A 14,891-nucleotide genomic window follows, 5' to 3' on the forward strand; every position below is an offset into this window, starting at 1 on the left:
TTTTATATTATGGATTTTTTTCCTTATTCTGCGATTCCCGTTTGAATCATTTCAATATCTACAGCCAAATCAATTGGAATATGAGGATATACTTCCTCCCAATGTTTTCGATTAAAATTTCTTGTTTTACTTCTAGCGATATCACCCATCGCAATTGGATCTATATTATTTTCCTGAAACATAGTTAACATCTTATTTAGTTTTTTTTCAATGGCCTGCTCAGCTTTATTCTCAATATTTTTCACGTCGAGTGGTTTGCCCAAGTCATACCCTTGTACCTCAAGTATACTTGCCTTTATTTTCACTTCAATCCTGACCTTGGGCTCTTGGTTTGCATGTAAGATATCATAATGGACATGTGATTGAACGTTATTAATATCAATAAAGTCATTATCCTTCAATTTTATTTCATAACTCCCCAGTTTGAAGTTTTCGCTAAGTACTTTGAATAAGAAACCGTCCTCATAAGAAATATACTTACCAATGTACCTGTCCTTTTTAAACAGAGCTATCCCTTTCACCCGTACACGCTCGCCTGCTGTTTCCAATAATGGCATAACCGGATCAATTCCTTTACCATGACTGGCATATAAATAGTGGTGCAAATCGACATTAGGTAAATTCGTTCTGATGTTTTGTTCAATTAGCTCTTTTACTTGAACCCCTGGAGTTTTGGATAACTTCGGCTCTATTTTAACTACATCATCAGCTCTGCCATGAACAACAGCTAAATATAGATTTCTTCCTACCATTGGGTCACGCCTATATGTATCGACATAATCATTGAGGCCTTTTCCAGCTAATTCTTCACTATAGAGAATTACTGATAATCTACCACCAACAATTGGAAATGTGGTTTTAGAGTTTTCTTGCTGACGAGTAGCTTTTACGTCATGAGAAATAGCTTCATAAACTTCCTTACCTAGGTTTGCTTCCTCTCCAAGTTGAGGAACATTGACAACAACTGTTCCCTTAATCTTATGGTCACCAGCATCATCATAGCCAACGACTTCGGCAATTAAGATATCTTCTAAAATTTGCTTCTCCACTCCGCACGCTGTCATTAATACGCAACCTAATGTAATCAATAGTAGTTTGGTTTTCATGGTTTATGATCCCTCACTTTGTAAACAATCAACTGCCATAAAAATAAAAAGGGAAGGTACAGATACATCATATAAAAACCCATACGGGAAATGTACGTATTTAACAAATCGATTTTATTGCGATTATCCAAAAAAATACAAGACACTAAAATAACCATCAGAATAATAACTAACATTTTTTTCTGTCGGAACCCAAATACCCGTTTCGCACATCTGCTTGCAGCCCAGACTCCCAGGCATGCATTCGGTATCACCATAAAAAGCCACATAGAAATTCCTATGTATTCAAATCTTTCAATAAAGGGTAGGTCTACAATTTTCCATAACGTCAAAGTTGCCCAAATAACATCTTTCAGCTGATCCTGGTGATAGTATGCTAATGAGACAAGAATTGAGATGAGATATAGAAAAGTTGTATAAAGTGCCCCGAGATGGGCCCACTTTTGAGACCGTTCACGCTTTTTTATAAATGGATAATAGACCAAGAGCAGTTCAAAACCGAGATAATTCAGCGTCATCGACTTACATGCTTTCATAATATCTAGAAAGGAATGATCCAGGACAGGTGTCAAATTATAGAAATGAGCTTGTTTTAATGGGAAATACTTCAAAAGCATTAAGGGCAATCCAATCATCAGCCCGATCATACAAAAACCGGTGATAACTCTAAACCCTCCCGTAACAAAACTATAAACAAGAATCAGGATGATGGTTAATAACAGCGGGATATTAACACTAGGGAACATCCAAACCTGAATAACCTCTAAATAAGTCCTAATAATAATGATGGAAATCAATATAAAGTAGAGGATAAATACTATATTGAAAGCATTTCCTGCCCATTTGCCAAACAAATCTTGATGGACAGCAACCAAATCAAGTGTTTGTGGACCGCGTCCTAAAATTTTGTAGCACATCCAAAGAAGAATATTTATGATTAATCCTGAAATCAGGACTGATATCCAAGCATCTTGGCCTGCCTCTTTTGCTATGATCCGTTCAAATCCCAATACCCCTACTCCAATTTGCATACCTGGTATGAGGAAAGAGACAAAGAATGGAGAAATCTGTTTAGTCACATTTGTTTGAGCTTCCATGCTTTCTCACCGCTTTCTACACCTTATTCATCAATATCATTTTGGGATTTTTGGGTTTGAGTTTTCTTTCTTATTCTTACTGGATTTTCAGTCCGCAAAAAATGCGGACGTTTTTTCTGTTTTGAAAAGTGAAGTCGAATAAAACTATCTTTAAAATCCTTAATTCTTAGCGGATAAAGCGGTTCTAAATATGGACTGCCAAGTGACGTCAGTTTTAATAAATGACTTAAAATAAATGCACTACATAATGCTATTCCAAACAATCCGTATAACTGGGCGCCCAATAAAAAAGGAAAGCGGATGAGACGAATCGTATTACTAATCTGGTAAATAGGTACCGTAAAAGAAGCAAGGGCAGCCAAAGCGACAAGCATTAATAAAACATTACTAACAAACCCCGCTTCTACAGCGGCTGTACCGATAACAATACCGCCAACAATACCGATGGTAGAGCCGACCTTTGCCGGGAGCCTTACCGCAGCCTCCCTCAGCAATTCAATCGTTCCTTCAAGCACTATTGCTTCTAAAATCGGCGGAAAAGGGATGACCCCCCGTGAGGAGATTAGGATTGGCAATAAATCCGTTGGAATAACCTGATAATGATATGTTAAAACTGCAACATAAAGAGGCGAAGATAAAACAGAAAATAAAACTGCGAAAAGGCGAATCAAACGAAACGAAGTACCGATATTCCAAGTTAGAAAATAATCTTCAAATGACGAAAAAAAACTAATGATGGTGTTGGGACCTATCAATACATGAGGTGATCCATCCAGCATTATCCCTATTTTCCCTTCTGTTAATACACTGGCCAAATGGTCAGGCCGTTCTGTATCAATCAGCTGGGGGAACATCGAATTCCGATTATCTGTTATCAGCTGGCTAACAAAAGAAATATCCACGACCGTATCATAATCGATGTCATTTATTCTCTGCATAATCGTATTAATATTTTGTTGATTAGTAATCCCCTCTATATAGAGAACTACTAACCTGGTTTGTGAGATACTCCCTACCTGAAATTCTTTTGCCTGCAATTCGGGAATTGGGAGACGATTACGGATTAAATTTAAATTCGTATCAATCGATTCTACAAAGGCCTCTTTAGGACCCAGGACAGTATACTCCGACTCTGGAGTAGAAATTTGCCTTTTAACACTGTTGACACATGGAATTAACAAACAATTTTTATCATCTTTTTTGTATTGAATCATGATTGATCCTGTCAGCATCAACTCTTTAATTTCGTTTAAGTCCGTCGTTTCTTTTATATCTCCGACTGGAAAATCACTTTTTAATTGGTGGATATCTTTCTTTGGTTGATTCGAGATAACAGGTAGCAATTGTTCATGGACCTGTTGTGAACTAACTAGTGATTTAAAATAGGAAATGATATAGCCTTCTTCATTTGGGAATAGGTAAGTAAGAAAATCAGATGACTCTTCAAACTTTTTAAACAGTTCCTGAAAATCCTCAGAAGAATGCTGAAAAGCTATTACCTCAGATTTCTTTTTTCCATTAAAAAACCTCACTTTCCCGCCCCCTAACACCGTTCTAAGTGTACCCAATTATTGTAACCAGACTCCCCAAAGTTAGTCATAAAATCCCATTACCTCAGAACCTGACACAGTAGCTGAATACTCTAGCCTAGTGGTTTATCTCTTCATTAAACATAAAAGACCTATCCGTATCATTTTCAAGCTCTTATAAAGCTGAAAATAAACGAATAAGTCTTAATGCGGAAGGGATTTCACCCCTTATTAATCACTCTGAGCTTGGAAAAATACGTGTTACAAGATCACGGAATTCATCAACAAATCCTTTAACAGGCTTTCCATTATTTATATCGGTTACATAATCATTCATTCTTTGAACAAAATCAGGGTTCGTAGACACATACACTTTTTCTACGGATGAATCGGCTCCTCTTACAGAGTCGGCGATTCTATCTTTCAATTCATTTGTAAGATCCTTATCCGCCCCGTCATTTAGCTCAGCCCCAACATACGCATGATGATCAGTTACAATAACCCAGGCATTTTTTACTTCCTTCAAGGCCTCAACACGATTTGAGATATCTTCAGAAACCCTCAAATCGTTTGTACCATTATCATTTATATTATCATTTAGATTATTATCATTTAGATTATTATCATTTTGCCTTGTGTCACTTACCCTCATAGGTGTATCATAATTATCCTGATTGTTCCGATTAAGTCCAAGATTTTCATTTGCTCCTTGTTTATCATTAGACGTACAGCCTGAAATCAATAATGCCATCATGGCACTTGATACTACCGCTTTATAATTCATTTTCCTCACTCCTTACAAATTGTTTAATGCTACTATTTGCAAGGAAGCAATTAATTATTCAGAAGAGGTGACCTTTAATCCAATAATGCCAATCAAAATGCAACCAACAAAAACTAAGCGCATCGCATCTTTTGGCTCGTTAAAGACAATAATGCCAACAAGGACGGCACCGATTGCCCCTATTCCGGTCCAGATTGCATATGCTGTCCCCATCGGCAATGTTTTTATCGACGATGATAAAAAATAAAAACTAATAACCATACCGACAATCGTTATGATAGAAGGAATTAATTTTGTAAAACCCTCCGTGTATTTCAAACTCGTTGCCCATATTACTTCGAATAATCCTGCAATAACTAAGTATAACCAAGCCATCTTTTCCCCTCCAATACAGAAAAAAACCCAGTAGGTTATAAATATAACCTCCCGGGCTTTTTTCCCTCCGTGTACGCAAAAAAATCCTGCGGGCTTCTCTCGGACCAGCCTGCAATTAAACCGCGGAACCCTAGAAACTTTTTATCCCTATACTATATCACGCAATATCAAAAGTGGTCAAATACATCCTCAACCGTTTCGTCTGCTTCTAAGGTTTCATTTTTCACCCTTGATTGTAAGCCAAATATTTTTAAATGGTTCCGGCGTTTGTTTAGCTGCATCAACTGTATATTGAACGGCCTCTTTTTTATATTGAACATCTTCTGTGATTTCCTGCTGTCTCAATGCTAGCTGATCCGTCTCTGATTTAATTTGATCCGTTTTTGCCTGAATCCGTGCAACGGTTTCCGTCACGTTCTCAATTGCAGGTTTAGTATCCTTATATGTTTTGAGTGCAAAAAAGACTAAGTAAATAATGGCTCCAATGAAGAGGGCAAGACTAATATATACAATTAACATCTATAATTCCTCCTTCTTCTTTTATCTCTAATATACCCATAATACTGGGCAGAAAACGACTGGCTATGTATTTTATTTTATTCCTGGACATATTATTGAAGAGAAAAGGAGGAATGAAAAATGAATCACACACCTCTCATTAAGGCTTGTCTTAAAGCTGGGTTACACTTTATTAGACATATGACCATTCAGCAGGCTGCCACAATTGCAGGAATCGTTTTTCTTATCATTCATCCAGAAATATTTAGCCCTATTTGGCTAACCCTGGCAACCTCTGTCTTAATATTACTCTTTCTTTGACATGAAGATACCCCTCTATAAAAAAAGTTTTACCGCAGGCGTTTCACTAACAGCTTTTAAAAGTTCAACCCCAAACATCAAATTATTTGAGTTCTGTGCAGTCATTTTTGTAAACATTTCTTTTACCTTCGATACACTTATGATTTGTCCTTGCTCACTTTCTCTACTCATTGAAAATATTTGCACATACAATCTTTAATTAGTATTAAATATCTTCCTGGAAGTTTCCCTCTACAAGCCACAAGACTACATTGAGGTACATACTGAACAAGAAGGCAACAGGCCACCGCGTAAAGTATACTCGATTAATGAAAAGGGCAAACAATATTTTACGAACTATTCATTCCTAACCTCTCATCAGCTGAATCTACCGTTGGAGAGAACCATCCCTGTGCGGAAAAGCAGACTTTCTGAGAGTATGAATTTCATAAATATGTTTGATCAAGCATCGATACATGGGACATGCCTTGGGGTTGATCTTGCAATAGAGCATAAAATCGCTATGTGCTAAGGCAGAAACTTAATTCATAAAAAAACCGTCCCTATCCTTAAAGTGTAACAGGAAAAGGGATGAACTTGGCTCTTAAAAGATTACCCTTTCAGGAAACAAAAATAACCAATTTCCCAAAATGGACCTTGGGGGGGATTAAATGAATGTTAAACCCCTATTTAATTAAAAAGAAAAAAACTGTAGATTCCCTATTTGGTAACTATATAAACTCCCCCCTTCCTACTACAGGATGGGGGTTTGTCGATTAGAGACATATTCCTTTATCCATTTAGAATTGTAAAACATCGGCTAAAAGTTATAAAGATTGATAACCTATACCTATTATCCGAAAATTATAAAAATTGTTATAATTAGGATATATTCCAATAATCCTAAGGAGGACTTATTTTCATGGATACTCTCATTCAACAGTTTAAAGCTTTACCTACCACGGCCATTTCTGATGCAATGGATGGATTGAACAATCTAGACTCAACAATTAAACCCCTAAAAGATGAATATCATTTTGCCGGACGTGCATTAACTGTCCAGGTACCAGTCGGTGATAATTCAGCCGTTTTAAAGGCAATCGGTGAGGCCCAGGCAGGGGACATATTAGTTGTTGACTGCAAAGGGGATACATACCGAGCTATCGCTGGTGACTTTGTTGTGGGCATGATGCAAACAATGGAAATTGAAGCTCTCGTCGTCGATGGAGTTATTCGTGATCTAGCAGCCATTAAAGATTTAAATTTCCCTGTATTCAGTAAAGGGACCACTGTTGCCTCAAGCGGAAAGGCTGGTGTGGGTGAAACCAATATCCCAATTTCCTGTGGTGGTGTCACTGTATATCCAGGCGACATTATAATAGGGGATGTAGATGGAGTCGTGGTCGTCCCTCAAGCTATTTGTGAAGAAATATTAAAAAAAGCAAAAGATAAAATCGTAAAGGATGAACAGCGTGCAGAAAAGTATGCAGGAAAGCCTGATGAAATCAGGAAGTATATTGCCATGATGACTGCAAAATCCTAAAGAACTGCCTTATTAAAATTATCCCTTAAACTATAAAAAAACAGGCAGGAAGCTATTGCCTCCTGCCTGTTTTTTTATTAACCACTTATTTATCAGACTCAGCTTTTGAATCAACTTCTTTTGAATCTTCTTCATTGTATGTGTAATCATAATCCTTCGGATCAATCGGTTTAAAACCATTTGGAGTATAGAATCGGAGTAAGTCTCCGTTTACGACTTGGTCGGATAAATTAAGCATCTTTTCAGCTCTCGTTTTATAATTGAGAATGTCTTCATTCTCCTCGACCAATTCTCCAGTATTAGTATCATAGTACTTTCCTTTAATGGAAGTAACATCTGGCGTTACAAAGTCTCCATTCCTGAAAGGTACTACTTCATTATGATCTTTTGACAATAAATCTGAACCGAATTGTACATAATCATTTGATTTAATCCCTAACAAATGTAGTAAAGTTGGGAGAAGATCTATCTGTCCACCGTATTGATGCATTTCCCCGCCTTCAACGCCTGGAACATGAATCAATAATGGTACACGTTGTAATTGGGCATTCTCAAACGTGCCTACTTCTTTGTCCAGTACTTTTGACATCGCTTCTTTATGGTTTTCAGAAATACCATAGTGATCGCCATACATAACGATTACCGAGTTATCATATAGGCCTGATTCTTTCAGATAATCGAAAAATTCTTTAAGCGCTTCGTCGGCATAGCGTGCAGTTTGGAAGTAACTATCAACCGATGCATCACCCGTTGTTTGTTTACCAATTGTTGCTTTTTCCTGATCCATAGCATATGGGAAATGGTGAGATACTGTTATGAATTTTGTATAGAAAGGCTGCTTAAGTGTTTCTAACATAGGAATGGATTCTTTAAAGAAAGGCTTATCCATTAATCCATAACTTAGTACTTCTTCTTTATTTTCCATATTATAATGGTTTGCATCGAAGAACTGATTAAAGCCAAGAGACTTATACATATTATCCCGGTTCCAGAAAGATTTATAATTACCATGGAACACAGCAGATGTGTATCCTTTTTGTCCTAAAATCGCTGGTGCCGCTTGATACGTATTTTGAGATCGATTTGTGAATGCTGCCCCCTGTGGTAAACCAAACAGAGAATTTTCGAGCATGAATTCAGCATCCGCTGTTTTACCCTGACCAACTTGATGGAAGAAATTATCAAAATACATGAAATCAGATTTATCATGTGCAAGTGAGTTTAAAAATGGAGTTACTTCTTCTCCATTCAACTTATAGTCAATCAAGAAATTCTGCATGGATTCCAAATGCAAGTATATAACATTCTTCCCTTCAGCTGCACCGAAGTATTTAGGATTAGGCTCAGCGCTTGTCGCTTTTGTATAGTTGACGACTTCTGCGATATCCGTGCTATTAGCTGTTGCACGCTGAGCATAGGTTTTAGTATTTTGAACCGCATCATAGACAGTATAGTTATACATACCTAGATATTTGACAATATAGTTCCTGTCAAACGTTCTCGATAATAATTGCGGACGATCCTTTTCAGCAAGTCCCAAATTGATAGCGAAAATTGCAAGTCCTGCAAGGTATACCATTCCAACAGTACGACGTTTAATTTTGATGTCTTCCACTTTAAAGTCTTTGAATTTATATAAAACAATTAAAAGAACCGTATCAAGGAAATAAAATACATCATGGCCTTTAAATAATTCTAAAATACTCGGTCCCAAATCCCCGGCATTTTGCACTTGTGTCAAGGTTGGTAATGTAATGAAATCGGTAAATGAACGGTAGTATACAATATTGAAGAATAGCCATAAGGACATCAATAAGTTCAACCGAATAATCCATTTAAACGATTTTTTACCTTTTGCCAGTAATGCCAACCCAAAGAATAAAATAGCTGAACTAATCGGGTTTATGAATAGCAAAAACTGTTGTAGTCCATTTTCAATACCTAAGTTAAATTCAACTCGATATCCAATATAAGTTTTAATCTGAAACATTACTACGGCAATAAAGAAAAAGCCTAGTACATTATTTGCAAATAAATGCTGGCTCTTTTTAAGAAAATTATTCATGCTTTCACCTCTATTAATCTAGTGGTTTATATATATAAATTTTTACATACTTACAGAAGACGGAAAATCGCAAACCTTATGATAGCATTCTTTCCCTTAGATAGTCAAGATTGCGCAAAACCACTTTTTGTCACAATATTTACTATTGCATAAAGAACGCTTCTTTAGCTTATGAACAAGCCTTTGAAAAAATAACAGAGTTTCGCCCCGCCTTTGAAGTATGATTTCCTATAATAAATATATAGGAACTCCAAATCTTATTCCAATAAATATCACCATAAATTCCTGGTAAATGTGGATGACAAGTTATATTTATTTTCACTTCCCTTAGGCTTTTACCATTATAAACGACTCCTTATAAAAACACCAGTACATTACAAAAACTGTAAAAAAAAATTCTTTAAACATCGAAAGCTATTAGATTTATCCTAGATTTTTTTCCCGATAATTCGACAGTATAAAAATGATCTGCTTTTTTTTCATTTTATTTATGTCCAGGAATTACTCCCTGAAAACTTTTTAACTTCGAACATCTACCTGCAGGGCTTCTCTTTCAATATCTCCGACCTCATACGCGAGTCGGATACCTACTAATAACTCAAAGCATTTATCCTACATTTACTTGTATTCCTGACTGTAAAAGATGCCTTTTCTTATGCTCAATTCGAGTATTATCGACAACATCGCCTTCCAAATTTCCCATAATTCGATCATTTGTATATTCTTTTTTTTCAATATTATTAGGCTTCTTTTGATTAACACCGCAATTATTTATTAAATAATTGTCTATGTTAAATAAGTGTTGATTCACTAACAAATTGTAAAAATATCTCAAAGAACATATGGAAAGCGAGTATTCTTTTTCTCTATCTAGATATTTTTCATCTGCTCCATTTTTTCGTGCGGCAACCAAAAGAAATAAAGAATTACAGGCTGAAAATGATTACAAATGGAATAACTGAAGTGAAAAATGTCACCCAGCCACTTGTCTTTTTCCGAGGATCAACAGTGATGATGCCTTTATCTAACTTTTCTACGGCATCACCAGATACGTACGTTACTAAGTTCTTGTTTTCATCATACCCCTTATGCTTCCCTGTGATTTTATATTTACTGCTTTCGGACTGCATCGTAAGTGATGTTACTTCCCCACTCTCCAAAAAAATAGAACTCATCGTCATTTTCTCTGTTTGTTCATTGATATTATTCAAGACTCATACAAATCCAATGATGACCAGCCAAAGTTCACTGAGATTTTTGACTTTAATATACCCCTGACTCATAAATAGCAGCAAGATAAATAGCATTGCTATACAAACGACATATAATAGGAAGAAAGTATATTTATTCTCTTCTGGTTTTTGTTTTTTTTGGTTCCCTGCTTTAAGCTCCTAGGAGTCCAATTCCAGCTTTTGATCTCCTTGGCTGCTATCAAATCCATAGCTGGGATTGCATTCACTGTGGTGCTCAACTACAAGGCTTGGTTAACGGTCGTTGAGCATAAGCCCTCGTTATTTAAAGGTGGGGATTTTCAATAGGTGCAGTCATCTTTCATTATGGTATGTTCTCTTAGCCTATTTGTTATATGAGCAAATCTGCTTTATATATAAAACAAAAAAAGCCTGCTTTCACTTTACGTGAGAGCAGGCCTTGCTTTACATCTTTATTATTTAATACCCTTAGAGATTTCTTTAACCATAGAATCAACAGACTCTAAACCGCCGCCTGATAAGTACCAGTAGTTAGGATCAAGATAAATGATGTTGCCTTCTTTATAAGCTTTTGTATTTTTTACAATATCATTTTCAACTGTTTCTTTCGCTGCAGCTCCATCACCAGCAACTGCATCTCTATCAACTACGAAAAGGTAATCAGGGTCTTTTTCAGCAATGTATTCAAAAGAAATACTTTGACCATGTGTAGATACTTCTAATTTATCATCAACTGCAGGAACGCCGAATACATCATGGATAATACCAAATCTTGAATCAGGACCGTATGCACTTACTTTTCCACCGCTAGCAAGAATGATTAAACCTTTTTTATCTGTTGGTGCTTTTTCTTTCAAAGCAGTGATGTTTTCTTCAACACTTGCAAATTCTTTAGCAGCTTCTTTTTCTTTACCAAAGATTTTACCAAGAAGTGTTACGTTTTCTTCAAATGATTCCATATATTTTGTAGTATCCACACCTACATAAACTGTAGGAGCAATTTTACTTAATTCTTCATATGCATCAGATTGACGACCTGAAATAAGGATTAAGTCAGGAGCAATCTCGTTAATTTTTTCGAAGTCAGGTTCTTTTAATCCACCAGCATTTTCAGTTGTACCTTCATATTTAGAAAGGTATTCAGGAAGGCCATCATGAGGAACAGCAGCCACTTCTACACCCAATTTATCAAGTGTATCAAGAGTTCCCATATCGAATACGACAACTTTTTCAGGGTTTGTTTTTACTTTCGTTTCTCCTAGTTGGTGCTTAACTGTTATTTCTTCGCTTTTAGCCGATTCTTTTTTCGGACTTGATTCTTCTTTTTCATTATTTGATCCACAAGCTACAGCCACTACAGCCAGCATTGCTATTAATAGCAGTAAAGATAATTTCTTAATCATTAAAATGTCACCTCAAAAAGTATTTTTTATTATTTAAAATTACATGTTGAATCCGTAACTTGTTAGAACCCATCGTTTTTCCCTCTTTTTCCTTATATTTAAACAGGAGGCGGCTAATTCTTGGGCGCCCGCCAACTCTTAACAGCCTAAAGAGTGTTCTTAATGTTTCCTAGTTTAGTTACGAATACCTGAAGTAATTTAAAACCAAATGGCATAGTTCCTAAGTAAAGTACACGCAGATCTTATTATCATTGATATTTTGAATCTCAATATCCATATCATAGATTTCCTTTAATACATTGGAATTAATGACTTGTTCGGTAGGTCCATTTTGGACAACCTTTCCATCCTTCAATGCAACAATATAGTCGGAATAACAGGATGCAAAATTAATATCATGAATGACGATAATGACTGTTTTCCCTAATTCATCAGCCAACCTTCTTAATACCTTCATGATTTGGACAGAATGCTTCATGTCCAAATTGTTCAAAGGTTCGTCAAGAAGTACATACTCTGTATTTTGTGCAATTACCATTGCAATGAAGGCCCGTTGTTGTTGGCCCCCGCTAAGCTGGTCAAGAAACTTATCCTGCATATTCTCAAGTTCCATATATTCAATCGCTTCATCGACATATTTCCAATCCTCTTTAGTCAATTTCCCCTGTGAATAAGGGAATCGACCAAAGGCGACGAGTTCACGAATCGTCAATCGGATATTAATGTGGTTAGCTTGCTTTAAAATGGCGATTTTTTTCGCAAGCTCATTGCTGTTGAATTTCCCCATGTCTTTACCATCAATCAGGACTTCCCCTGAATCTTTAGTAATGAGTCGGCTGATCATCGAAAGAACCGTACTTTTCCCCGCACCATTAGGGCCGATGAAAGAAGTGATTTTTCCTTTGGTAATTTCAATGGATACATCTTCGACAACCGTTTTATTATTATATTTTTTGAATAAACTTTTCACTTCTACCATGACTTATTCTCCTTTAATAGAAGATAGATGAAATAGACACCGCCAACAAAGTTGATAATGACACTCAAAGTTGTAGAGAAGGTGAAGATTCTCTCAACTATGAATTGGCCGCCGACCAAGGCAATCACACTAATCAGCATCGCACCTGGAAGGATATGTTTGTGCTGATAAGACTTAATAAATTGATACGCCACATTGGCAACAAGTAAGCCTAGGAATGTGATAGGACCTATCAGGGCTGTTGAAATGGAGATTAAAATCGTGACAACGATTAATACCCGTTTCGTTACAAAATCATAATCCACACCTAAGTTGATGGCTTGGTCTCTCCCTAAGGACATGACATCTAAATACTTCAAAAATCTCATAAAATATACGATTACTGCTATCATAAGGACAATAGCTAACGTCAATAAGTCCGTATTGACATTGTTAAAACTCGCAAACATTTTATTTTGAATGATTTGAAATTCATTCGGGTCAATCAATACCTGCATAAATGATGACATACTGCCGAATAATGTTCCGAATATGATGCCTATCAGCAAGAGAAAATATATATTTCGATTTTGCTTGAACATGAACTTGAACAGCAGACTGGAGAAAATAAGCATAGCTGTCAAAGTAACCAGAAAATTTAGATTTTTATTTAAAATCATGACATGTGTTGAACCGAACAGGAAGATGACTCCTGTTTGAATCAGCATATACATAGAATCTAATCCTAAAATGCTTGGTGTTAAAATTTTATTATTTGTTACTGTCTGGAAAACTACTGTTGCGAAGGCAATCGCACAACCAACTACAATGATGGCGATAATTTTGATAACCCTTCTTGGAAGTGCATAATCCCAATTAGGGCCAAGATCCCAAAAGATATAACCTGCCGTTAAAACAGTTGCAACAACAGCTAGTAAAATGATTTTTCCTTTATTATTCATATGCCTTTCTCCTCATTATCAGATAGATAAATACGGCGCTTCCTATTACACCAACTACGAGACCTATCGGAATTTCAAATGGATAAATGATAATCCGACCCAGAATATCGCAGATCAATAGGAACACAGCCCCTAGCAATGCTGTATGAGAAAGACTCTTCTTCAAATTATCACCAAGGTAAAGTGAAACAATATTAGGTACAATCAGTCCTATAAAAGGAATTGTTCCCACCGTTAACAAGACGACGGTAGAGGATAATGCTACGATTACCAATCCAAAATTGACTACAAATTTATAATTGAGTCCAAGATTGATAGCAAACTCCTCACCCATCCCTGCCACAGTGAATTTATTAGCAAAGAAGTATGCGAGAATGACCAAAGGGATACTTATGTATATTAGTTCATATCTTCCCGACATAATCATCGAGAAATCACCATTCATCCATGTGTTGAGACTTTGAATCAAATCATATTTATAAGCAAAGAAAGTTGAAATAGATCCGACGATATTACCAAACATCAAACCAACCAATGGAATGAAAATCGTATCCTTGTATTTAACTTGATCAAGAATTTTCATGAACAAGAAAGTGCCTGCCAAAGCGAATATGAATGCGAATGCCATTTTCTCAATAAGTGCTGCTGATGGAAAAATGATAATAGCAAGAAGAAGACCCAACCTTGCAGAATCCATCGTACCGGCAGTTGTTGGTGATACAAATTTATTTCTACTCAATTGCTGCATGATTAAGCCACTGATGCTCATAACCACCCCAGCAATTACAATAGTTACCATTCTAGGAAAACGGCTTTGCAGCATAATTTGCACTTTATCATCGCTTAAATCTAATAAATCGAGTGGCGTAATATCTTTTACTCCAATGAATAATGAGGTAAATGATAAAACAATTAACGCCATGACTAAATATCTTATCTTCATCTTCATTTCCTACTCTTCCTATATCAGTAAAAACACAGTGATAATATTCTTAATTAAAAATGTTTGAATAAAGACTATTATTAAGTTTTTATCTATCTTTAATAAAAATAAGACCCA

Annotated in this window: 16 protein-coding genes and 1 riboswitch; of the genes, 2 read left to right on the forward strand and 14 right to left on the reverse strand. The window is 36.1% G+C overall.

Features of this window, described 5'->3' with window-relative positions; genetic code table 11:
• Nucleotides 1-23: 23 nt before the first annotated feature.
• From JFV29_RS25950 to JFV29_RS25975, 6 genes are all read right to left on the reverse strand, one after another.
• Nucleotides 24-1,106, reverse strand: coding sequence for a Ger(x)C family spore germination protein (locus JFV29_RS25950; RefSeq protein ID WP_201187246.1), 1,083 nt, complete (start codon nucleotides 1,104-1,106; stop codon nucleotides 24-26).
• Complete coding sequence (locus tag JFV29_RS25955; RefSeq protein ID WP_201187247.1) at nucleotides 1,103-2,203, reverse strand: GerAB/ArcD/ProY family transporter; 1,101 nt, start codon at nucleotides 2,201-2,203, stop codon at nucleotides 1,103-1,105. Before JFV29_RS25955 ends, JFV29_RS25950 begins: the two co-directional genes overlap by 4 nt.
• 23 nt (nucleotides 2,204-2,226) lie before the next feature.
• Nucleotides 2,227-3,735, reverse strand: coding sequence for a spore germination protein (locus JFV29_RS25960; RefSeq protein WP_342366588.1), 1,509 nt, complete (start codon nucleotides 3,733-3,735; stop codon nucleotides 2,227-2,229).
• 232 nt (nucleotides 3,736-3,967) lie between these two features.
• Nucleotides 3,968-4,516, reverse strand: coding sequence for a YhcN/YlaJ family sporulation lipoprotein (locus tag JFV29_RS25965; RefSeq protein ID WP_201187249.1), 549 nt, complete (start codon nucleotides 4,514-4,516; stop codon nucleotides 3,968-3,970).
• A 54-nt stretch (nucleotides 4,517-4,570) separates the two neighbouring features.
• On the reverse strand, nucleotides 4,571-4,891 hold the full coding sequence (gene sugE, locus JFV29_RS25970; RefSeq protein ID WP_201187251.1) for a quaternary ammonium compound efflux SMR transporter SugE: 321 nt from the start codon (nucleotides 4,889-4,891) through the stop codon (nucleotides 4,571-4,573).
• Nucleotides 4,892-4,937: 46 nt separating this feature from the next.
• A riboswitch (guanidine-I (ykkC/yxkD leader) is annotated at nucleotides 4,938-5,036 on the reverse strand.
• A gap of 71 nt (nucleotides 5,037-5,107) precedes the next feature.
• Nucleotides 5,108-5,410, reverse strand: coding sequence for a DUF948 domain-containing protein (locus tag JFV29_RS25975; protein WP_201187253.1), 303 nt, complete (start codon nucleotides 5,408-5,410; stop codon nucleotides 5,108-5,110).
• A gap of 120 nt (nucleotides 5,411-5,530) precedes the next feature.
• Here JFV29_RS25975 and JFV29_RS25980 point away from each other — a divergent pair, with 120 nt between their 5' ends.
• Nucleotides 5,531-5,710, forward strand: a complete 180-nt coding sequence (locus tag JFV29_RS25980; protein WP_053348658.1) for a hypothetical protein — start codon at nucleotides 5,531-5,533, stop codon at nucleotides 5,708-5,710.
• 15 nt (nucleotides 5,711-5,725) lie between these two features.
• Here the strand turns inward: JFV29_RS25980 and JFV29_RS25985 are convergent, their stop codons facing one another.
• Nucleotides 5,726-5,902, reverse strand: coding sequence for a hypothetical protein (locus tag JFV29_RS25985; protein WP_201187255.1), 177 nt, complete (start codon nucleotides 5,900-5,902; stop codon nucleotides 5,726-5,728).
• A gap of 709 nt (nucleotides 5,903-6,611) precedes the next feature.
• Between JFV29_RS25985 and JFV29_RS25995 the strand changes: the two genes are divergently transcribed.
• Nucleotides 6,612-7,232 carry an RraA family protein gene (locus JFV29_RS25995; RefSeq protein WP_201187257.1) on the forward strand — a complete coding sequence of 207 codons (621 nt, stop codon included), beginning with the start codon at nucleotides 6,612-6,614 and terminating at the stop codon, nucleotides 7,230-7,232.
• A gap of 85 nt (nucleotides 7,233-7,317) precedes the next feature.
• On the opposite strand, the gene JFV29_RS26000 is transcribed toward JFV29_RS25995, so the two are convergent.
• The 7 genes from JFV29_RS26000 to JFV29_RS26030 form a co-directional block, all read right to left on the reverse strand.
• A complete protein-coding gene (locus JFV29_RS26000) occupies nucleotides 7,318-9,297 on the reverse strand; it encodes an LTA synthase family protein (RefSeq protein WP_201187260.1) in 1,980 nt (659 codons plus the stop codon).
• Nucleotides 9,298-9,904: 607 nt separating this feature from the next.
• Complete coding sequence (locus JFV29_RS26005; RefSeq protein ID WP_201187262.1) at nucleotides 9,905-10,210, reverse strand: hypothetical protein; 306 nt, start codon at nucleotides 10,208-10,210, stop codon at nucleotides 9,905-9,907.
• Between the two features lie 13 nt (nucleotides 10,211-10,223).
• The gene (locus JFV29_RS26010; RefSeq protein ID WP_201187264.1) at nucleotides 10,224-10,508 is read right to left on the reverse strand and encodes a hypothetical protein; all 285 of its coding nucleotides are present in this window, start codon (nucleotides 10,506-10,508) and stop codon (nucleotides 10,224-10,226) included.
• A gap of 455 nt (nucleotides 10,509-10,963) precedes the next feature.
• Nucleotides 10,964-11,908, reverse strand: coding sequence for a siderophore ABC transporter substrate-binding protein (locus JFV29_RS26015; RefSeq protein ID WP_201188116.1), 945 nt, complete (start codon nucleotides 11,906-11,908; stop codon nucleotides 10,964-10,966).
• Nucleotides 11,909-12,131: 223 nt separating this feature from the next.
• Complete coding sequence (locus JFV29_RS26020; protein ID WP_201187265.1) at nucleotides 12,132-12,890, reverse strand: iron ABC transporter ATP-binding protein; 759 nt, start codon at nucleotides 12,888-12,890, stop codon at nucleotides 12,132-12,134.
• Complete coding sequence (locus JFV29_RS26025; RefSeq protein ID WP_053348652.1) at nucleotides 12,884-13,831, reverse strand: iron chelate uptake ABC transporter family permease subunit; 948 nt, start codon at nucleotides 13,829-13,831, stop codon at nucleotides 12,884-12,886. Before JFV29_RS26025 ends, JFV29_RS26020 begins: the two co-directional genes overlap by 7 nt.
• Complete coding sequence (locus tag JFV29_RS26030) at nucleotides 13,824-14,774, reverse strand: ABC transporter permease (RefSeq protein ID WP_053348872.1); 951 nt, start codon at nucleotides 14,772-14,774, stop codon at nucleotides 13,824-13,826. Before JFV29_RS26030 ends, JFV29_RS26025 begins: the two co-directional genes overlap by 8 nt.
• Between the last annotated feature and the right edge of the window lie 117 nt (nucleotides 14,775-14,891).

Origin of the sequence: Peribacillus sp. TH16, from assembly GCF_016651095.1 — a bacterium.
In the GTDB taxonomy this organism is placed as follows: Bacteria; Bacillota; Bacilli; order Bacillales; family DSM-1321; genus Peribacillus; species Peribacillus butanolivorans.